This is a genomic window from Paraburkholderia susongensis (genome assembly GCF_900177725.1).
GTDB classification, from domain to species: Bacteria; Pseudomonadota; Gammaproteobacteria; order Burkholderiales; family Burkholderiaceae; genus Paraburkholderia; species Paraburkholderia susongensis.
In genome coordinates this window covers 417,802-436,522 of the sequence record NZ_FXAT01000006.1, presented here as the reverse complement: position 1 = coordinate 436,522, position 18,721 = coordinate 417,802, and the positions used below count along the sequence as shown (strand labels likewise).

Annotated in this window: 19 protein-coding genes; 7 read left to right on the top strand and 12 right to left on the bottom strand. The window is 63.2% G+C overall.

Annotation, left to right across the window (positions count from 1 at the left end):
• Positions 1-6: 6 nt before the first annotated feature.
• The 4 genes from B9Z01_RS20795 to B9Z01_RS20780 all read right to left on the bottom strand — a co-directional run bounded on the left by B9Z01_RS20795 (position 7) and on the right by B9Z01_RS20780 (position 3,735).
• Positions 7-1,212 carry an aminotransferase class I/II-fold pyridoxal phosphate-dependent enzyme gene (locus B9Z01_RS20795; RefSeq protein WP_085486459.1) on the bottom strand — a complete coding sequence of 402 codons (1,206 nt, stop codon included), beginning with the start codon at positions 1,210-1,212 and terminating at the stop codon, positions 7-9.
• Positions 1,213-1,246: 34 nt separating this feature from the next.
• Positions 1,247-1,888: an RraA family protein gene (locus B9Z01_RS20790; RefSeq protein WP_244196096.1), complete on the bottom strand. Its 642-nt coding sequence runs from the start codon at positions 1,886-1,888 to the stop codon at positions 1,247-1,249.
• A 72-nt stretch (positions 1,889-1,960) separates the two neighbouring features.
• A complete protein-coding gene (locus B9Z01_RS20785; RefSeq protein WP_085486455.1) occupies positions 1,961-2,461 on the bottom strand; it encodes a LeuD/DmdB family oxidoreductase small subunit in 501 nt (166 codons plus the stop codon).
• Between the two features lie 2 nt (positions 2,462-2,463).
• Positions 2,464-3,735: a 3-isopropylmalate dehydratase large subunit gene (locus tag B9Z01_RS20780; protein WP_085486453.1), complete on the bottom strand. Its 1,272-nt coding sequence runs from the start codon at positions 3,733-3,735 to the stop codon at positions 2,464-2,466.
• Positions 3,736-4,019: 284 nt separating this feature from the next.
• Between B9Z01_RS20780 and B9Z01_RS20775 the strand changes: the two genes are divergently transcribed.
• The 4 genes from B9Z01_RS20775 to B9Z01_RS20760 all read left to right on the top strand — a co-directional run bounded on the left by B9Z01_RS20775 (position 4,020) and on the right by B9Z01_RS20760 (position 8,254).
• Entirely contained in the window at positions 4,020-4,943 is a 924-nt protein-coding gene (locus tag B9Z01_RS20775; RefSeq protein ID WP_085486451.1) for a LysR family transcriptional regulator, read from the top strand.
• A gap of 245 nt (positions 4,944-5,188) precedes the next feature.
• Positions 5,189-5,992 carry a transporter substrate-binding domain-containing protein gene (locus B9Z01_RS20770; protein WP_085486449.1) on the top strand — a complete coding sequence of 268 codons (804 nt, stop codon included), beginning with the start codon at positions 5,189-5,191 and terminating at the stop codon, positions 5,990-5,992.
• Positions 5,993-6,166: 174 nt separating this feature from the next.
• Positions 6,167-7,135: an MBL fold metallo-hydrolase gene (locus B9Z01_RS20765; RefSeq protein ID WP_143809011.1), complete on the top strand. Its 969-nt coding sequence runs from the start codon at positions 6,167-6,169 to the stop codon at positions 7,133-7,135.
• 18 nt (positions 7,136-7,153) lie between these two features.
• Positions 7,154-8,254 (top strand): CobW family GTP-binding protein, encoded by a 1,101-nt coding sequence (locus B9Z01_RS20760; protein WP_085486445.1) that lies wholly within the window; start codon positions 7,154-7,156, stop codon positions 8,252-8,254.
• 21 nt (positions 8,255-8,275) lie between these two features.
• Here the strand turns inward: B9Z01_RS20760 and B9Z01_RS20755 are convergent, their stop codons facing one another.
• From B9Z01_RS20755 to B9Z01_RS20735, 5 genes are all read right to left on the bottom strand, one after another.
• Positions 8,276-8,692, bottom strand: coding sequence for a VOC family protein (locus B9Z01_RS20755; RefSeq protein WP_085486443.1), 417 nt, complete (start codon positions 8,690-8,692; stop codon positions 8,276-8,278).
• A complete protein-coding gene (locus B9Z01_RS20750; RefSeq protein ID WP_085486441.1) occupies positions 8,689-9,228 on the bottom strand; it encodes a helix-turn-helix domain-containing protein in 540 nt (179 codons plus the stop codon). Before B9Z01_RS20750 ends, B9Z01_RS20755 begins: the two co-directional genes overlap by 4 nt.
• A 26-nt stretch (positions 9,229-9,254) precedes the next feature.
• Positions 9,255-10,328 carry an AI-2E family transporter gene (locus B9Z01_RS20745; protein ID WP_085486440.1) on the bottom strand — a complete coding sequence of 358 codons (1,074 nt, stop codon included), beginning with the start codon at positions 10,326-10,328 and terminating at the stop codon, positions 9,255-9,257.
• A 243-nt stretch (positions 10,329-10,571) separates the two neighbouring features.
• Complete coding sequence (locus tag B9Z01_RS20740; RefSeq protein WP_085486438.1) at positions 10,572-11,813, bottom strand: NAD(P)/FAD-dependent oxidoreductase; 1,242 nt, start codon at positions 11,811-11,813, stop codon at positions 10,572-10,574.
• 120 nt (positions 11,814-11,933) lie between these two features.
• The gene (locus B9Z01_RS20735) at positions 11,934-12,722 is read right to left on the bottom strand and encodes an ABC transporter substrate-binding protein (RefSeq protein WP_085486436.1); all 789 of its coding nucleotides are present in this window, start codon (positions 12,720-12,722) and stop codon (positions 11,934-11,936) included.
• Between the two features lie 291 nt (positions 12,723-13,013).
• Between B9Z01_RS20735 and B9Z01_RS20730 the strand changes: the two genes are divergently transcribed.
• Together B9Z01_RS20730 and B9Z01_RS20725 are read left to right on the top strand one after the other, a co-directional pair.
• Positions 13,014-14,009, top strand: a complete 996-nt coding sequence (locus tag B9Z01_RS20730) for an ornithine cyclodeaminase family protein (RefSeq protein WP_085486434.1) — start codon at positions 13,014-13,016, stop codon at positions 14,007-14,009.
• A gap of 100 nt (positions 14,010-14,109) precedes the next feature.
• Positions 14,110-14,754 (top strand): helix-turn-helix transcriptional regulator, encoded by a 645-nt coding sequence (locus tag B9Z01_RS20725; RefSeq protein WP_085486432.1) that lies wholly within the window; start codon positions 14,110-14,112, stop codon positions 14,752-14,754.
• 23 nt (positions 14,755-14,777) lie between these two features.
• Here B9Z01_RS20725 and B9Z01_RS20720 read toward each other — a convergent pair whose 3' ends face one another.
• The gene (locus tag B9Z01_RS20720; RefSeq protein ID WP_085486549.1) at positions 14,778-15,566 is read right to left on the bottom strand and encodes a hypothetical protein; all 789 of its coding nucleotides are present in this window, start codon (positions 15,564-15,566) and stop codon (positions 14,778-14,780) included.
• A gap of 300 nt (positions 15,567-15,866) precedes the next feature.
• On the opposite strand from B9Z01_RS20720, the gene B9Z01_RS20715 reads away from it, so the two are divergent.
• Entirely contained in the window at positions 15,867-17,465 is a 1,599-nt protein-coding gene (locus B9Z01_RS20715) for a phospholipase D family protein (protein ID WP_085486430.1), read from the top strand.
• Positions 17,466-17,557: 92 nt separating this feature from the next.
• On the opposite strand, the gene B9Z01_RS20710 is transcribed toward B9Z01_RS20715, so the two are convergent.
• Together B9Z01_RS20710 and B9Z01_RS20705 are read right to left on the bottom strand one after the other, a co-directional pair.
• Entirely contained in the window at positions 17,558-18,112 is a 555-nt protein-coding gene (locus B9Z01_RS20710; protein ID WP_085486428.1) for a hypothetical protein, read from the bottom strand.
• A gap of 197 nt (positions 18,113-18,309) precedes the next feature.
• Positions 18,310-18,693: an SHOCT domain-containing protein gene (locus B9Z01_RS20705; RefSeq protein WP_085486426.1), complete on the bottom strand. Its 384-nt coding sequence runs from the start codon at positions 18,691-18,693 to the stop codon at positions 18,310-18,312.
• Positions 18,694-18,721: the final 28 nt, after the last annotated feature.

Sequence of the window (18,721 nt, the reverse complement as noted above, 5' to 3'; positions counted from 1 at the left end):
TTCTGCTTATGCCCGCAGCGATTCGCATGCAAGGGCGATGCGCCGGCATCCTTCCTGAAGCTGTTCGTACGACGTCGCGAACGAAATCCGGAAAGCCGGTGACAAACCGAACGCCGCACCCTGAATGACGCCCACGTCCTGCGTCTCCAGCAGGTACATGACGAAGTCGCTGTCGTTTTCGATCACTCGCCCGTCCGGCCTGCGTCGCCCGATTACACCAGCGCACGACGGATAGACATAGAACGCCCCGGTGGGACGCGGACAATAGATCCCCTCGATTGCGTTCAGACTGTCCACGACGAGGTCCCGTCGCCGCTGGAACTGCGCGCGCCATTCAACCAGAAAATCTTTTGGACCGCTGAGCGCCGCCTGTGCGGCAGCCTGGCTGATCGCGGAAGGATTGGTCGTGCTTTGCGACTGCAGTTTCGCCATCGCCTTGATCAACGCCTTCGGGCCGCCCGCGAAACCGATGCGCCAGCCGGTCATCGCATAGGCTTTCGAAACGCCGTTGACCGTCAACGTGCGCTCCTGAAGATGCGGATTGCACTGCGCGAAGGTCGCGAACTTCAGACCGTCGTAAATCAGGTGTTCGTAAACGTCGTCGGTCAGAATCCAGACATGCGGATGGCGACTTAGCACCTCGCCGAGCGCCGCCAGTTCACTTTCGGTGTAGGACGCACCGGTCGGATTGCACGGCGAATTCAACACCAGCCACTTGGTGCGCGGCGTAATCGCGGCTTCCAGTTGCGCGGGCGTCATCTTGTATCCGCTGTCGACATCGCACTCGACAATCACGGGACGCCCGCCGTTGAGCAGCACCATGTCCGGATACGACACCCAGTAGGGCGCGGGCACGATGACCTCGTCGCCCTCATCGACAGTGCAGGTCAGCGCATTGAAGATGACCTGCTTGCCGCCATTGCCGACGCTCACTTCATCCTGCGCAAACGCCAGGCCGTTTTCGCGCTCGAACTTCTCGCGAACTGCGCGCTTCAATTCAGGTGTACCGTCGACCACCGTATAACGCGTCTTGCCGCTTTTCATCGCATCGTAAGCTGCCTCGATGATATGCGGCGGCGTATCGAAGTCCGGCTCGCCAACGGTCAGCCCGATAATCTCCCGTCCCGCCGCCCGCAACTCTTTTACTCGCGCGGTAGCCATCGAACTCGGCGACGGTTTGATCCGGTCGAGGCGCGCTGCAATCAGTTTCATGCCGATTCCTTCGTACTCTTCGTACCTTTCGTGCTTACGCGATCACGCCCTTCTCTTTCAGGAACGCGTCGATCCAGCCACGCTTGTCCTGCCCCGCGAGAATCGCCTCCTTGCGTTGCTGCTCGCGCCGCGCCTGTGCCTGCGCCGCCTGTAGCACTTCGTCGAGCCGATCTGCCGGCACGGCGACCAAGCCGTCCTCATCACCGACGATCAGATCGCCCGCCTCGATCACGAGACCGCCGACGGCGACCGGTACATTGATTTCGCCCGGCCCCTCCTTGAACGGACCGCGATGCGTATTGCCGCGCGCAAAGCACGGAAAATCGGCGGCATGGAAAGCCGCAACATCGCGGATCGCACCGTCGATCACGAACCCCGCCACGCCGCGCACCTGCGCATGCATCTGCATCAACTCGCCGACCAGCGCCTGCGTCACTTCCGCGCCGCCGTCGACTACGATCACGTCGCCGGGCTCGGCCATGTCGATCGCCTTGTGGATCATGAGGTTGTCGCCCGGGCGCACCTTGACTGTCAGCGCGCGACCGACGAGCTTCTTCTCCCGGTGATAACGCCGCAATCCGGTCACGCCGCACAAGCGGTGCATGTTGTCGCTGATATGGGGAGTGACGATCGCTCCGAATGCGTCGATCATGCCGGCCGGAATCGATGCGGGCATCGGCAATATCCGGAATCCTAAATGGTTGGCATGGCTCATGGATTTCCTCTTGAATAGACCCGAATCGGAAAATTAGAAATTCGGGTGCCGAAGCAGATACGGAACGAGCCCACCCGCATCGAGAATGGCGAGCATGTCCTGCGCAATCGGCGCGGCTTGCAGCGGTTCGGCCACGCCGTCGCATCGAATCATGACGTGCGTGCCCATTTCGATGTGCAACGCAGCGCCCTCCGCGATGCGGCTCGTGTCGCACTCGATCGGATAGAGCCCGTTGTTCACCGCATTGCGGAAATAGGTGCGCGCGAAACTCTGCGCGAGCACGACCTTGATGCCCGCACCGACGACTGCCGTGACCGCGACCTCCATCGCCGAGCCGCAGCCGAAATTCTTGCCCGCGACGAGAATGTCGCCCGCGCCTATCGACGCCGCGAACTCAGGCGCGATCGTCTCGAACAGATACTGTTTCAGGACAGCGGGATCGAGCGATTCCCGCTTGCGTCGCGAAGAGATGATGTAGTCGGTGTTGACGTTGTCGCCGAAGCGCCGCGCAATGCCATTGATCGAAGTTGTCATGGTTATGGGCGTCCGGCGAGAAGCATTCTGGGGCTCACGATACGGCCGGCAATCGCACTCGCCGCACACACCTCGGGAGACGCAAGAAAAATATTCGCGGTCGGATTACCCATGCGCCCCTTGAAATTGCGGTTCGCAGTGGAAATCACGTTGGCGCCGTCCTCGGGAATCGCACCGCTCGTTCCGCAGCATGCGCCGCAACCGGGCGTCACGAGCACCGCGCCGAGCGCGATCAGTTCGGCCAGCTCGCCGCCCTGCGTCAGTTCCAGCAGCACCTCGCGCGAAGCCGGCGTGACCACCAGTTGAACGCCGCTGGCGGGTTGGCCGAACTGGCGGAACACGTCGAGCGCCTGACGGAAGTCTTTCGTCCGCCCGCCGGTGCAGGTGCCGAGAAACACCATCTGCACCGGTGTCGCCTCGAGCGCTTCGACACGCACGTTGTCTGATACCGCATGCGGTACGGCGACAAATGGTTCGAGTGTCGCCAGGTCGATGTCGAGCGTGCGGGAATAGATTGCATCCGCGTCGGCGCTGAGCGCGCCTGAGAGATCGTCAGCGCGTCCTTCGAGGTAGCGCCGGCACGCGTCGTCATACGGGAAAATCGCGTTCTTCGCGCCAAGTTCGACCGACATGTTCGCGATCACGAGCCGGTCTTCGAAATCGAGGCTTTGCACGCCGTCGCCGCAGAATTCGAGCGTCTCGTAGGTCGCGCCGTCGGTGCCGAGCAGTTGCGCAAGGTACAGCGCAACATCTTTGGGATAGACGCCTTGTGCGAGCCGGCCGTGCAATCTCACGCGGATCGACGCCGGCACCTTGAGCCAGACCTTGCCGGTCTTCATGACGCCCGCCAGATCCGACGAACCGATGCCGGTCGCAAAACAGTTCGCCGCGCCGTAAGTGACCGAATGGCTGTCCGCACCGACGAGCAAGCGGCCCGGCGCGGCGAAGCCTTTTTCGACGACGAGCTGATGACCGATGCCCTCGCCGATATCGAATAAGGGTATGCCCTGCTCTTTCGCGAAGCGCCGGATGCCGGCCTGAAGCAACGCCGCTTTCGGGCTCGGCGCGGGCGCGTAGTGATCCAGCGCGAAAAGCAGCCTGTGCGGCGCATGCACACGGCCGCCACCCATCGCGGCAAAGTAATCCAGCGCCATCGGAATCGAGCCGTCGGTACCCAACGCGTAATCGACTTCGCAGATCACGACGTCGCCCGCGCGCACGTCGCGCCCCGACTTCGCCGACAGAATCTTTTCAGACAGGGTTTTTCCCGACATAACCTCGATCTCATCGATAGACGCGGCGTTGACGCCACGGCCAACGCGACATCCGCACAGTATCGCAAAGACACGGGCCGGGCGCGCGGAGTAAACGGCATCGCGAGCCATGAAAAAAATTCCTGGTTCGGCAGCTGGTTCGGCAGCACCTGCGGCAAGGGTAACCGGCCTCGCCGCTTGCCAGAAAGCCCCGCGGCAATCGATACTGTGCGTCATTCCCGAACCGGTGCGAACGCCGCCCCATCCCCGCCCGCACCCCGCCAAGACCCTGTATTCCAACCTCAATGATCACGCTCAAGCAGCTCGAAGCGGTCTACTGGGTGGCCCGCCTCGGAACGTTCGCGGCCGCCGCGGACCGCCTTCATACGACGCAGTCCGCCATCTCGAAGCGCGTCAACGAACTCGAAGTTTTTTTCTCGACACCGCTGTTCGACCGCAGCCACCGCACTACCCGCCTCACGCCGAAAGGCCGCGATCTGCTCGACACTGCCGAAGAAATGCTGCAGTCGCGCGACCGTTTGCTCGAACGGATGGGCAAGCAGGTCGAAGAGGTCCGGCGTTTGCGGATCGGCATTACCGAGCTGATCGCGCTGACGTTTCTGCCGCGGCTCGTGCGCGAGATCAGGCTCGCCTATCCGGCGGTTTCGTTCGAGCCAGAAATCGACGTCAGCACGAAACTGACGTCCCGGCTGCTGGCCGGCGAGATCGACTTCATCATCGCGCCGACCACGATCAGAACGCCGCGCTTCTCGTCGATACCGCTGCGCAAACTCCATCTCGCCTGGATGGCGAGCCCTTCGCTGGTCGGCGAAACGCGCACGCTGTCGCTCGAGGAAATCGCCACGTGGCCGATCCTGATGCAGGCCGGCACCTCGGGCGTCGACGCGATCTACGAACGCTGGTTCGAGTCGAACAACGTATCGATTCGCCGCGCCTTCGCGGGCAACAGCCTGATCTCGCTGTGCTCGCTGACGATCGCGGGAGTCGGAGTCAGCTACCTGCCAGCGCTTTATTTCGCGGACTTCGTTCGGCAAGGCGAACTCACGGTACTGCATTCGACACCGGATCTGCCGGCCGTGCGGTATTACGCGGTCTATCGCAACGACGGGCCGCAGCCGCTCTATTCGCATGTCGCGAGTCTCACACGCGAATTCTGCGATTTTTCCAAGCCGGATTTTCATCCGCCCGCGAACAGCAGGAGCAGTTGATATTTCTTCGCGAGAACCTGCCGTCGGCTTTCGAACAAAGATCAAACAGACGACTTTTGGAGTGCTAGGATGAGGCCCGCCACTCGCCGCGTTCTCGCCGTGTTCTATGGCACGACACGACCGGGCGGTGAACCGTGCCGCGAAGGCGCGATGCTTTCACCAACCCTCTTCGCGAGCACTCGAATCCATGATCGTAGAATCGTTGCGTTGTGCAGCCTGATACTCAAGCAAAGAGGAGACACTCCATGAAATTTTCGAAGCTGCTGCTCATAAACGCCCTGGCTCTCTCGGCCTTCAGCTTCACCGCCGTCGCCGCCCACGCGGAAGATCTGCTCGACAGCGTCAAGCAGGCCGGAGTCCTGAAGATCGGTCTCGAAGGCACCTATCCCCCGTTCGATTCGCGCAACAAGGACGGACAACTCGAAGGCTTCGACGTCGACGTCGCCAAGGCCGTGGCCGCGAAGCTCGGCGTGAAGCCGGAGTTCATTCCGACCGAATGGAGCGGCATCATCGCGGCGCTGCAAAGCGGCAAATTCGACGTCATCATCAATCAGGTCACCATTACGCCGCAACGCAAGGAGATTCTCGATTTCAGCCAGCCGTACACGTACTCGGCCGCGCAATTGATCCAGCGGGCCGATGACAAGCGCGAGTTCAAATCGCTCGACGAATTCAAGGGCGACAAGAAGCTCGGCGTGACGCTCGGCACCAACTACGATCAGATGGCGCGCGCCGTGCCGGGCATCAACGTGCTGACTTATCCGGGCGCGCCCGAGAAGCTGCGCGATCTCGCGGCCAAGCGTATCGATGCGACGCTCGACGACCGGCTCATGCTGCCGTACATCATCAAGAACTCGCAGTTGCCGCTGCGTACGGGCGCGGTGCTCAAGGGCGCCGAACAGGAAATGGGTATCCCGTTCCGCAAGGACAACCCGAAGTTCGCCAAGGCGATCAACGATGCGCTGACCGAACTGAAGCAGGACGGTACGCTGAAAAAGATCTCGATCCACTGGTTCGGCACGGACGTGACCCAGCCTGTCGCGCAGTAATGTCCTGACGGTTCCCGCGTACCTGCGTCGACCTCTTCGACGATCGGCGCAGGTACGCGGCTGGTTCAGCGTCAATTCTTTTTCGTCGCGGTCCGGATCGCGCTGGTCCTCGACGATCTCAGGAGACACCGCCCCATGAGTGATCAGCCGTTTGGACGCTCCCGCCGCGACTTCATGCGCCTCGCCGTCACAGCAGGCACCACCGCGGCGCTACCCTGGATGCAGGACGCCCACGCGCAGTCGACGGCCAATACCGCAACCGCGACAACCCTCGCCACCACCGCCGGACCCGCGACCAAAGGCACGCAGCTGATCCTGCTCGGCACCAAGGGCGGCCCGACGCCATCCGATCTGCGCGCGGCGCCGTCGAACGTGCTGGTCGTCGACGGTCAGCCGTACGTGGTCGATTGCGGCAACGGCGTCGCGCTGCAGTTGACCCGCGCGGGCATCAAGCTGCCGGCCATCCGCGACATCTTCCTCACGCATCATCATTCGGATCACAACGCCGATCTCGGCAACCTCGTGTTCCTCGCGTGGGCCACCGGACTGCGCACGCCCGTCAATCTGTACGGGCCGCCGCGCATGACGAAGATGATCGACGATTTCGTCGACATGAACGCCATCGATCTCGAGGTGCGCATGCGCGAGGAAGGCCGTCCGCCGTTGCGGCCGCTCATCAACATTCACGAATTCGACGGCCCGCGTCTCGTGATGGAAGACGAGCGCGTGCGCGTCACCACGACGCTCGTCGATCACTACACGATCAAGCCTGCCTTCGCGTACCGCTTCGAGACCCGCGAGCGCACCATCGTCTTCTCCGGCGACACGACCTACTACCCCGCGCTCGCCGAGTTCGCCAAAGGCGCCGACGTGCTCGTGCACGAGGTGATGTACCTGCCGGCGCTCGAAAAGCTCATGAAGACCGTCGACAACGCCCCGACGCTGCTCGATCACCTGATGAAGAGCCACACCACGACCGAGCAGGTCGGCAGGATTGCCGCGGCGGCCGGTGTGAAGACGCTGGTGCTGAGCCATTTCGTGCCGGGCGGCGACCCCGCGATTACCGACGAGATGTGGGCCGCCGATGCGCGCAAGCATTTCAACGGGCAGATCATCGTCGGTAAAGACCTGCAGGTGATCTGAGTGCCGGAGAACGCCGTCATGCAGACCGCCGCGCTTTCGGACACGCATCCGGACACGCTTTCGGACGCGATTCCGGCCACGATTCCTGTCACGCTGCTGACGGGCTTTCTCGGCTCGGGCAAGACCACCTTGCTCAATCGTTTGCTGCCGCAACCCGCGCTCGGCCGCTGCGCGGTGGTCATCAACGAACTGGGCGCGATCGGTCTCGATCATCTGTTCGTCAGTACGTCGCGCGACGAAACCGTTGCGCTGCTCGAAAACGGCTGCCTGTGTTGCGGAGTGCGCGACGAACTGGCGGCGACCGTCGCCGAACTGCTCGCACGGCGCGAGCGCGGCGAGATTCCCGCGTTCGAGCGGATTCTGATCGAGACCACCGGGCTTGCGCGACCCGGTCCGGTGATCTCGCTGCTGCTCGGCGACGCGGCGCTCGAAGGCCGCTTGCAGCTCGACGGCATCGTGACGACCGTCGATGCGAAGCACGGCGCTGCGCAACTGACGCGTCACGAAGAATCGCGTCAGCAGGTCGCGGTCGCGGACCGGCTGTTGCTGACCAAAGCGGAGCTGGTCGACGCTGCTACGCTCGCCGACCTCGAGACCGCGCTCGCCACGCTGAATCCGGCCGCGGCGCGCATTCCGGTGCGCAATGGCGAGATCGACGCGCGGCAGTTGCTCGGCATTCTGACACCGCGCACGTTGCGGCCCTGGCTGCGCGCGGCGTCTGCGCCGCGCAAGTTGCTGATGAGCGGCGCGACAGCCTCACGCGCCGCCCATCCGGACATCGACAGCTTCTGCCTGAGTTACGCGCAGCCCTTGCCGATGCACGCGGTTGAAACCGCGCTGACGGTACTGCTCGGCTATCACGGCGAACACATTCTGCGGGTCAAGGGAATCGGCAATTTCATTGGCGAGACGCGACCCATCGTGTTTCATGGCGTGCAGCAGTTGCTGCATGAACCGCTGCGGCTCGAGGCGTGGCCCGACGACGACCATGCGACGCGGCTCGTGTTCATCGTGCAGGGACTGGCGAGATCGGTAATCGAAGACACGCTCGCGCATTTTCTGCGCGAAGCCGGAGCGGCAGCTGACGCAGTGCGGATAGAACCCTTCACCGATACCTGACTGCCGGCACCCGGCTTGCGTTCACTTCGAGCCCGCCGGTGCCTGGATCATCTTCCATCCGTTGCCGGCGGGATCACGGAAACCCGCATCGACGCTGCCGAAGCGGTCCGTCGGCTCCTGCGTGAATTCCACCCCGCGCGCCTTCATTTGCTCGTAGCTCGCGCGGCAATCGGCAACGGCAAGGACGAGCGGCGGCATCGCCCCTTTCGCGACCATCGCGCGCAGCGTTTGCGCGGTGGCTTCGTCGTGAATCGGTGGGCCCGGTGTGAACAGGCCGAGCTGAAACGACGGCTGCTCCGGATGCTGCACCGTGAGCCAGCGGTAGGAACCGTTACGCACGTCCGTGTGAACGCGAAATCCGAGTTTGTCGACGTAGAACGCCAGCGCCTCGTCCTGATTGTCGACGTACAAGCCGACCACATTGACACCCTGATTCATGACACCTCCTTGGTTGAGGGCTCGACTGTATCGTTAGCCACGCGGCGGCGCTTCTCCAAAACTGCGATCGTGAGATCGGGACGTTGCGCGGCCTTCAGCACGCAGGCGGGCACGCTTTCGAGCTGGGACTGGCTGGCTCTCGCCTCGGCACGCATCTCGCCCGGGCTTCGGCCGATGATGTCGCGAAAGATGCGGCCGAAGGTGCCGAGGCTTTCCCATCCGGTCGCGAAAGCGATGTCGGTGATGCTGAGTTCGGTGTCGCGCAACAGCGCGATGGCCTGCTCGATACGCCGCGTCAGCAGATAGCGATGCGGCGGAACGCCGAAAGCCCGCTTGAACGAGCGCGCGAAATGAGCTTCGGACACGCCGCTGACTTCGGCGAGCCGCTGGACCGGCCAGGCCTCATGCGAGGCGGCGTCCATGCGGTCTTTGGCGCGGAGCAGCCGGCGCAGCAGCGCCGGGTCTTCCAGTGCGCCGGAGGTTGCTCGTGCCTGTGCGGCAGACGGCTGAGCGTGATGGTCTTGACGACGGGACATGGTTCGGACGAACGACGCCGTCGGCCTCAAGCGGCCGGCTGGCTTTTGCCGTAAGCGAGCCGGCCGTTTTTCGACAGCAGCACGGCGACCGGCCGCGTCATTTCGAACTCGGAGAAGATGATCGTCACGCTGACCGTGATCGGCACCGCGAGAAAAGCGCCGGGCACGCCCCAGAGCGCCGACCACACCGCCATGCTCGCAAGAATCGCAAACGGGCTCAGGTTCAGCGAATTACCCGTCATATACGGGTCGAGAATGTTGCCGATCACGAAATGGATTGCGGTCAGCGAGAGCAGCACGATCAGTATCGAGTTGAGGTCGCCGAATTGCAGCACCGACATGAGCAGGGGAAACACGATGGCAAGCACCGAGCCGATATACGGCACGTAGTTGAGCAGCGCGGTCAGCACCGCCCACAGCCCGGCGAATTCGAGGCCGACGCTGCGCATCGCCACCCAGCAGACCGCGCCGAGCAGCACGCCGAGGAACGTCTTCAGCGCGAGATAAGCCCCGATGCGCCGGTTGATGTCGGTGACGACGCCTCTGATCCGCGCCGCGTTCTCCGAATTCGCGGTCATGTTCGTGATTTTCTCGCCGAACGTGCCCCGCTCGACCAGCAGAAAGCTCGCATACAGCAGGATCACGAAGATGTCGATAATGATCGACGACAGCGAAGTCAGCATGCCGGTCACGACCGACTGGATATTGAGCTGCGTGAGCATGTTCCGCCGCAGCGAATCCCAGGTCGGCTCGCTTTCGAGATGCAGCAGCGTGGAGATCTTGTGGATCATCGCGAGGACCGAGTCCTGGTAGCGCGGCGCGAGCGCGACGAGGGCGTCGTAGTTCGCGACGAGCATGTCGACCGCGAAGAAGATGGCGGCCGCGATCAGGAAGATCGACAGCCCATAGCGCAACTGCACCGGCAGCCGCTTGCCGAGGACCGGAATGCGTTGCAGCAGACGCGTGAAATCGACGACCACGTAGACCGCGATCGCGCCGAACACAATGGGAACAAAAACGGCGCGTCCGATATACAGCACCCAGCCCACAATCAGCAGCAGCACAACCACGCATACGGACGCCTGCAATCTGTCAGTCATCTGTCAGTGCTCCATTGATCCGCCAACAATTCACCTCGGGGCCGCGCCGACCAGCGAAACAACGCGATGGCGAACAGACGCATCGACCGGCGGACAGCACCGATCTTCGCACATAACGATGACACGCCAAACAAAACGCGACAGATCGCGAACTGGGAACTATTGAGGTGATGTTACTGAGCTGGCGTTACCGGGGCACGCGATTGAAGCAACCCGATCGAAGCGGCGCAACTCGGGCGCCGCCTAACGGAACCGCTCCGGCCTGAACGGCCGCGCGTCGATGAACGGCTCGGCGCCCGTCATCATGTCAGCGAGCAGCCGCCCGCTGACAGGCCCAAGCGTCAGGCCATGATGATTGTGGCCGAACGAAAACCACAGGCCCCGGTGCCGCGGCGCGCGCCCGATCACGGGCCGCATGTCCGGCGTGCACGGACGCAGCCCGAGCCAGGGCGCCTTGTCCAGACGCTCGCCCAGGCCGAACAGCGGTTTCGCGATCCGTTCGGCACGTTCGAGTTGAATGCCGGTCGGCGCCGCCTCGCGCAGCGCAATCTCGACGCCGGTGGTGAGCCGCAGCCCGCCGCGCATCGGCGCGATCACGTAGCCTTCCTCGGTATCGACGACCGGCACCGACAGTACCGTCCGCGCGGGCCGATAGTGCATGTGGTAGCCGCGCTTCGCGCGCAACGGAATGCGATAGCCGAGCGGCGCGAACACCGTGTCCGACCACGGCCCGAGCGCGATCACCGCTTCTTTCGCGCTGATCTCTCCGGCGCTGGTCTGCGCGGTCCACGCGTCGCCTTTCTCGCGCAGCGTAGCGGCGTCGCCGGTCAGCAAGGTGCCGCCGTTTTGCACGAAAAGACGTGCGTAGCCCTTCGTCAGCGCACCGGGATCGGAGATGCTCTTCGGGTCCTGCCAGTGCAACGCGCCGCAGAATCCTGCGGCGAGCGCGGGCTCGCGCGCGCGCAGCGCCGCCGCGTCGAGCGGCGTGACGCGCAGACCGTGGTCGCGCACGGCCGCCTGAGCGACCGCGGTCTGATCGTCGAGTTCGCTTTGTGTGCGAAACGCTTCGATCCAGCCGCCGTCGTGCGCGAGGTTTTCCAGACCCGCGCGCGCGATCAGCGCATCGTGTTCGGCGACGCTGCGGCGGATCAGCGGCAGCATGTCACGCGCCGCCGACGCGAGCCGCTCGGGCGACGACTCCCACCAGAAGCGGCCGAGCCAGCCGGCAAACGCGGGCAGCGCCTTGTAGTCCCAGTAGAGATCGGTCGACTGATTGCGCGCGTAGCGCAGCAGTGTGCCGAGCCGGCGCGGAAAACCGTACGGCACGATCGACGAGCTTTCGATCAGCCCCGCGTTGCCGAAGCTGGTTTCCTCGCCGGGTCCGCGCCGGTCGACGAGCGCGACACGACGTCCGCGATCCTGCAGATGCAGCGCGGCCGACACGCCGACAATGCCTGCTCCCAATACGATGACGTCGAAATCCATAATGGGCTCTGTTCCAGCGCGGGTGGGCGTGGGGGTGTTGGGGGTACGCGAGTGCATGCGCGGTTAAATTTGCGCCGCCCGGACCCGGGCGGCGCTTCCCGGACAATCTGTCCGGCAGGCTTACTTCGCGATGATGTCGCGCTTGAAGTACTTCACCGACAGATTGCTCAGCGTGCCATCCTTCTTCAGCTCGTCGAGCGCGGTGTCGATTTTACTGGCGAGCGCCTTGTCGCCCTTGCGCAGACCGAAGCCGGTGCCCTCGCCGAGCGTGGCCGGATCCTTCAGCGGCTCGCCCACGATCACGTAGTCGCGGCCTGCCGGCTTGTCGAGGAAGCCTTGCTGCGCGGTCTGCGCTTCCTGCACCGCGGCGTCGAGACGCCCCGCGGTCAGATCGGCATAGACCTGATCCTGGTCCTGATACGACACCACCGACACACCCGCATTCGCCCAATGCTGCTTCAGGAAGTCTTCCTGCGACGAACCCTGTAGCACGCCGACACGCTTGCCCTGCAGGCTCTTCACGTCCGGCAGCAGTGGCGAGCCGCGCTTGACCACCATTACGATCGGTACCACGTAGATCGCCGGGGTGAAGTCGATGCTCTGCTTACGCTTGGCCGTGATGTTCATCGCCGAATTGATGACGTCGAACTTGCGCGCCTCGAGCGCGGGGATCAGCCCGTCGAACGAATTTTCGACCCACACGCACTTCACGCCCAGCTTCGCGCAGACCGCGTTGCCGACATCGACGTCGAAGCCAACCAGCTGGCCGGCCGGTGTCTTGCTCTCGAACGGAGGATAGGACGCCTCGATGCCGAAGCGCAGGGTACCGCCAGTTTCGGCGTTGGCTGCGCCAGTCACGGCGACGAGGGCGGCGGCGAGGCAAACGGAAAGCGTGTGTTTGAGCGTCATGATGGGTCCGGGCGTAAAAGAAGGCGTCGACAGGAACGGGAACAGTCGGTGAAAACGGGCAACAAGGTCGAGAAAGTGGCCCACTCGTGGGCCACGAGTGGGCCAGCCGAAACAGCAGGAGGACCTCGCGACGCCTTGAAATGGACGCAATCCTGCCGCTGCTCTGGAACAGAAGTCTATTCTGGACCAGAATAATTGCAAAGCTTTTCAAAAAGAATTATCCAGACTGGACTTTGATTTTAGAATTAAGCCAACGCCGGACCCTCTGGCATCGACCTGGAAAGCAGACATATGAGTCAAGACCCTACCCCGTTCATCGTCCAGCAGGACGCCGTGCGCGACGCGCTGCCGCGGCTGGACGTGCGCCGCGCCCTCGCCGGCATGTTCCGTGCACTGCACGCGGAGCAGGCGGTCCAGCCGCCGCAAAGCCTCACGCTCTTTCCCGGCAACGCGGGCGATTTCATCACGTACCTCGGCGCCATCGCCGATGCGAAGGTGTTCGGCGCAAAGCTGTCGCCGTACATCGTCACGGATGCGAAGCCGATCATCACCGCGTGGACCGCACTGATGTCGATGGAAACCGGCCAGCCGCTCATGTGGTGCGATGCCGGCCTGCTTACCGTCGAGCGCACGGCGGGCGCCACCGCGCTCGCGGTCGACCATCTCGCGGCGCCCGGTGCGCGCCGGCTCGCGATCGTCGGCGCCGGCACGGTGGGCCAGGCGCATCTGCGCCATATCGCGCCGTTGCGGCCGTGGGACTCGATTCAGGTGTTCTCGCCGGGGCTCGCCCTCGTCAACGAAACCAACGAGGCCCATGCCGGGCAGCGCGCCGCCGTCGCCGCGCTCGATGCGCGCGTGACCCTCAGCGCGACGCTCGAAGACTGCGTGCGTGACGCGGACGTGGTCGCGCTGTGCACGTCGTCGGGCAAGCCGGTACTGTCCGAAGGCATGCTGACGAAACCCGCGCTGATTACGTCGATCAGCACGAACGTCGCGAACGCACACGAAGTGCCGCCCGCATGGTTGCCGGGGATGGACGTGTATTGCGACTATCGGCGCACGACGCCCGCGAGCGCCGGCGAAATGAAGCTCGCCGCCGAGCTGCATGGCTGGTCCGCGCAGAACGTGCTCGCCGATCTGCCCGAACTCGTGAGCGGCCACGCGAAGCAGCCGCCGTCGTACCAGCGGCACGCGTTCTTCCGTTCGATCGGGCTTGGTCTCGAAGACGTCGCCATCGCCTACGAACTATTCCGTTATCTGAGCGCCCAGAACGGCGTGGCAAAATAGTAAGGCTCACAGGAAGGCGACAGCGCCATGGCATCGCGAATCAGCGTATGCCAACGCACACAAGGCGCTGGCCGTCATCCACGAACCCGCACCCCACTTCATGCGCAAGACAAAATCCACACCGGCTCGCCGGCTGCTGCTCGACCGCTATAGCCGCGTCGCCGACGGTATCGCACAGCTGTTTTTCCCATACGTCGAAGTCGTCATTCACGATCTTCAGAGTCAGACGGTCGCGTACATCGCGAACAATCTGTCGAAGCGCGAATTGGGCGACGAATCCGCGCTCGAAGAGATCGATCATGTCGCGCAACCGGGCACGATCGGCCCTTACGAGAAGCTCAACTGGGACGGCCGGCGCATGCGCTGCGTCAGCACCGTCCTGCTCGACGACACCGGCTCGGCCGCGGGCATGATGTGCATCAACTACAACATCGCCGTGTTCGACGAAGTGAAAAGCGTGATCGATCTCGTGATTTCAGGTGCCGGCGTCGTCAAGCAGCCGGAGGCCCTGTTCAAGGACGACTGGCAGGAGAGGATCAACGCGTTTCTGCACACGTGGCTGCAGGAACGCCAGTTGGCGCTCAATTCACTGACGCGCGATCACCGGCGTGAACTCGTCGCCGCTCTGTGGGCGGAGGGCGCGTTCAAGGGGAAGAGCGCGGCGAATTACGTGGCGAACGTGCTCGGTATGGGACGCGCGACCGTCTACCAGCACATCAGGGATTTGCGCGACGCGGTGCAGTAGCGGCGCGTCACTACATCAGCGCGTCAGCGCGGCGTGCCTGAATGACCGATGCCGGTCGGCCGTGGCGGGACGATCCGCGCAACGGATCGCAGCGGCGCGTTCGCGACCAGAATAATCGCCGCGCCAGCGAGGCCGCTCGAGACATGCTTCAACGCATGGCCGGCGACCACGTGATGCGTCAACTCCCATATCTGCCAATCGAGGCTTTCGAAAATCTTCGCGACCCCGTAGAAGACGATCACGAGCGTCCACGCGAACACGCCATCTACCTTGCGCGTGAGCGTCATGCCGACGATCAGCATGAGCCCGCCGAACTGCAGGATTGCGTAAGGCCACAGGCTGTTGAATACGAGCCAGTAGCCGACGGTCGCGGGCGACACGACGACCATGATCAGCAGTTGCACCCAGCCTATGCGCTGTCCGGTGGCTGAGGTCCACAGCATTGCGAGAATGCCGGCGAACACGATCGTCATCGGAAGACGATCCCAGACGAGCGTCGCATCGCTCGGCGCCACGTGGTAGTAAGCAGAGCCGAACGCGGTCAGGAAGAGCCCGAACGCAACGACCACCATGCCGGGGAATTGCGCCGGCTGGCTCGATGCATGCCGCCTCACCCATCCGAGACTGAGAATACCGGCGAGCAGAATGACGAGGTTCGACAGCACGTCCGACGCATTGTGCAGCGAGCCGAGCGAACGATGATCGGCGAAGTGGTGATAGGACGCCGACTGCGCAAGCGGCCATATTAGCTGCAACACGGCGCCCACCACGAAAAGCATGACGCTGCCAAACAGCAAACGGGAAATCTTCACGTTGCTCGACTCCGCAATGGACGAACACTCAAGGGACGCTGACGCGGCGCAATTCGAATGCGGCCTGGGTTGATCCTCGTTCGAATTCGCGCGGCCTGCCGGTATCATCGGACAAAGCCATTTGCGCAACAAGACCGGTTTGCAGGCACCGACTATTTTGCGCTCATAGTATCCTGCTTGCACAATGCAAGGCGCCGGGTCTGGCGAGCAGTGCTGGCGCGATGTTCCCATGACGTTTCCGCGATGTTTCAATTGTAAAACCAGCCGGGTCGCGATGACCCAGAGGAACCCCTGGACTCCATGCAACCGCAGAAACACGACCTGTTCCACCTCCGCTGTCACCTGCCTCATCGGCGGCTGGGCGCAATATCCGCACTGCTGCTGTGCGCGAGCCTGCTAGGCGGCTGTGCGTTACCGCCGCTCGAGAATCGCACGGAGTCGAGCGCGTTGACTCCCGCACAGGCCGCCACTACCGATCTGGGCCGCGCGATCGCGCCCGAGCTGGCCTCGCATGCGGGCCTCGCGGGCATCTATCCGCTGTCGGATGCGCACACGGCGTTTGCCGCGCGCATGGACCTGATCCGTTCGGCACAGCGCACGCTCGACATCCAGTACTACATCTGGCGCAACGATCTGACCGGCACGCTGCTTCTCGAAGAGCTCCACGAAGCCGCGGACCGCGGCGTGCGCGTGCGGCTCCTGCTCGACGATCTGGGCATTCCCTCTTCGCTCGACCCGACGCTCGCGGCGCTCGACGCGCATCCAAACATCGAGGTGCGCCTCTTCAATCCATTCGTGGTGCGCAAGCCGAAATTCCTCGGCTTCCTGACGGATTTCTCGCGCGCCAATCGACGCATGCACAACAAGTCGCTGACCGCCGACAGCACCGCCACGATTCTCGGCGGCCGCAATATCGGCGACGAGTACTTCGATGCAACCGACGGCGTCGTTTTCGCGGACCTCGACGTGCTGGCCGTCGGGCCGGCCGCCGCCGACGTCGCGCGAGACTTCGACCGCTACTGGGCAAGCGCGTCGGCGTACCCGGTCGAGCGGATTCTGCCGCACGAAAGCGTCGATCAGTTGGCCACGCTCGAGCGCAAGGCGCAAGCGATCGAGCAGGACCCGGCGGCCGCGTCCTATATGGAGGCGCTGCGCGGTCCGCACGTCGTGCAGAAAATGCTCGACGACACCCTGCAATTCGACTGGGCGAAGACGGATCTGATCAGCGACGACCCTGCGAAAGGCCTGAACAACGCACCGCCGGAAGCGCTCATTTCACATCAGCTGCGGGAAGTACTCGGTGAGCCGACGCAGGAACTCGACCTCGTTTCGCCGTATTTCGTGCCGGCTCGCACGGGCACGCAGTATCTGACCGGCCTCGCCGCGAAAGGCGTCGATGTGCGTGTGCTGACGAACGCGCTGGAAGCGACGGACGTTGCCGCCGTTCACTCCGGCTACATGAAACGGCGCGTCGAGTTGCTCAGGAACGGCGTCCATCTGTACGAATTGCGACGCGTGCCGGGCACCGCTCACAAGAAAGAGCCGTCGCCGGGCCCATTCGGCAGCTCGGGGTCCAGCCTGCATGCGAAGACTTTCGTGGTGGACTCCCAGCGCGTTTTCGTTGGCTCGTTCAATTTCGATCCGCGCTCCGCGTACCTGAATACGGAGCTTGGCCTCGTGATCGACAGCCCCGATCTCGCGACCCAGATCGACAGGAAGTTTCTCGCGCTGCTGCCCCAGGTCGCGTATACGGTGCGGCTCGACGAGAACGGCAAGCTCTACTGGATCGAGCGTAACGGCGACACTGAAATCCGCCACGACGTCGAACCCAACACGACCTGGTATGGCCGGCTCGGTGTGTGGATGTTGTCGGTTCTTCCCATCGAGTCGCTGCTGTAGCCAACCAGCACGCAACAATACAAAAGCGGAACCATCAAGACTGCCAGGCATACCGGGGTATGCCTGGCTGGGCCGCTACATTGCGGGAAGAATCAGAAGCGCCGCAGGTCGCGGTCGCGTAAGGGATCGGGCGTGCGCGCGGTTTCACGCAAGACGCCGTTGGTGTCGAACGAGAAATTGAATAGCAGGTGCGTGATGTTGTTTTCGACGTAACGGTACGACCAGACTTCGCGTTGCGAGCGGCGGAAAAACTGCGTTTGCACGGGCCGGCCGAAATTGATCAGCACGTCGTCGCGCGTCCATTTGCCGATTTCCGCGCGATTGAATTCACTGATCTGCAAGACCTGGCGCACGCTCACGATCTTGCCGGAGGCGTCGACGTCGGCGGCAACGGTAGTCGAGCCCATCGGCTGGGTCGGCCACATGAGCCGGCGGCCGCCATTGGGCAACTCATAGACTTCGCGCGGCGGCCCCATCCGGGCAATGATCGCCGACTGATCCTGGCCGGCCTGGAATTGCTGCCACGGCTGTGCGCAGGCCGCCAGCATCAACGCCGCCACGCACGTCACCGCGGCGCGACGCAAAGTCATGGACGCGCGCGCAGTGCGCGCAGTGGAGCAGGGAACGCGAGCGAGGCGGGTAAACATGGATTCCTCCCGTTACGTTCAAGCGTGCGATGAGTCCGGTGCGATGTGCCCGAAAGACTAGCGTCGCCTGACGGGCTGACGACGGGCTATTGCCAGGTTGCTACCAGGCTGCCGCCGGATTGCCGTTACCGTCAGACCGCCGCCATGAGTGATCGGGACAGAAGGCTCGCTCACGGCGGCTATGCAATCCGCACCGTTTATTGCACGAGCTTGGCTCGCAGACGCGCGTACTCGTCAGCGGAAATCGAACCGGATGCCTTGAGCTTGTCGAGCTTTTCCAATTCGTCGGCGACACTGAATCCCACCACCTGGCGCAGGTCTTCGCGCACCTGTTTGGCGCGAGCCTGATCGCGCTCCGCCATGCCGCGATGTTGTGTGAGCAGGTACGCGAATATGCCGATATACGGCAGGATGATAAGGAAAATCACCCACAGAACTTTGCCCCACCCCGAGACGTCATGCCGGCGGAACAGGTCGCCCGAAATCGTAATGAGCAGCCAGAACCACAGGATAAACATGAAAATGGAAAAAGCATCGGCCAGAAAATTCGTAAATGTGAAACCGTCATTAAAGAAAAGCATTGTTGTTCTCCAGTTATTCCAGTTGCAA

Bases quoted from the DNA above. Each gene is read 5' to 3' on its own strand.
- B9Z01_RS20795 (WP_085486459.1), bottom strand. From the start codon at position 1,212: ATGAAACTGATTGCAGCGCGCCTCGACCGGATCAAACCGTCGCCGAGT.
- B9Z01_RS20790 (WP_244196096.1), bottom strand. From the start codon at position 1,888: ATGCCCGCATCGATTCCGGCCGGCATGATCGACGCATTCGGAGCGATC.
- B9Z01_RS20785 (WP_085486455.1), bottom strand. From the start codon at position 2,461: ATGACAACTTCGATCAATGGCATTGCGCGGCGCTTCGGCGACAACGTC.
- B9Z01_RS20780 (WP_085486453.1), bottom strand. From the start codon at position 3,735: ATGTCGGGAAAAACCCTGTCTGAAAAGATTCTGTCGGCGAAGTCGGGG.
- B9Z01_RS20775 (WP_085486451.1), top strand. From the start codon at position 4,020: ATGATCACGCTCAAGCAGCTCGAAGCGGTCTACTGGGTGGCCCGCCTC.
- B9Z01_RS20770 (WP_085486449.1), top strand. From the start codon at position 5,189: ATGAAATTTTCGAAGCTGCTGCTCATAAACGCCCTGGCTCTCTCGGCC.
- B9Z01_RS20765 (WP_143809011.1), top strand. From the start codon at position 6,167: ATGCGCCTCGCCGTCACAGCAGGCACCACCGCGGCGCTACCCTGGATG.
- B9Z01_RS20760 (WP_085486445.1), top strand. From the start codon at position 7,154: ATGCAGACCGCCGCGCTTTCGGACACGCATCCGGACACGCTTTCGGAC.
- B9Z01_RS20755 (WP_085486443.1), bottom strand. From the start codon at position 8,692: ATGAATCAGGGTGTCAATGTGGTCGGCTTGTACGTCGACAATCAGGAC.
- B9Z01_RS20750 (WP_085486441.1), bottom strand. From the start codon at position 9,228: ATGTCCCGTCGTCAAGACCATCACGCTCAGCCGTCTGCCGCACAGGCA.
- B9Z01_RS20745 (WP_085486440.1), bottom strand. From the start codon at position 10,328: ATGACTGACAGATTGCAGGCGTCCGTATGCGTGGTTGTGCTGCTGCTG.
- B9Z01_RS20740 (WP_085486438.1), bottom strand. From the start codon at position 11,813: ATGGATTTCGACGTCATCGTATTGGGAGCAGGCATTGTCGGCGTGTCG.
- B9Z01_RS20735 (WP_085486436.1), bottom strand. From the start codon at position 12,722: ATGACGCTCAAACACACGCTTTCCGTTTGCCTCGCCGCCGCCCTCGTC.
- B9Z01_RS20730 (WP_085486434.1), top strand. From the start codon at position 13,014: ATGAGTCAAGACCCTACCCCGTTCATCGTCCAGCAGGACGCCGTGCGC.
- B9Z01_RS20725 (WP_085486432.1), top strand. From the start codon at position 14,110: ATGCGCAAGACAAAATCCACACCGGCTCGCCGGCTGCTGCTCGACCGC.
- B9Z01_RS20715 (WP_085486430.1), top strand. From the start codon at position 15,867: ATGCAACCGCAGAAACACGACCTGTTCCACCTCCGCTGTCACCTGCCT.
- B9Z01_RS20710 (WP_085486428.1), bottom strand. From the start codon at position 18,112: ATGTTTACCCGCCTCGCTCGCGTTCCCTGCTCCACTGCGCGCACTGCG.
- B9Z01_RS20705 (WP_085486426.1), bottom strand. From the start codon at position 18,693: ATGCTTTTCTTTAATGACGGTTTCACATTTACGAATTTTCTGGCCGAT.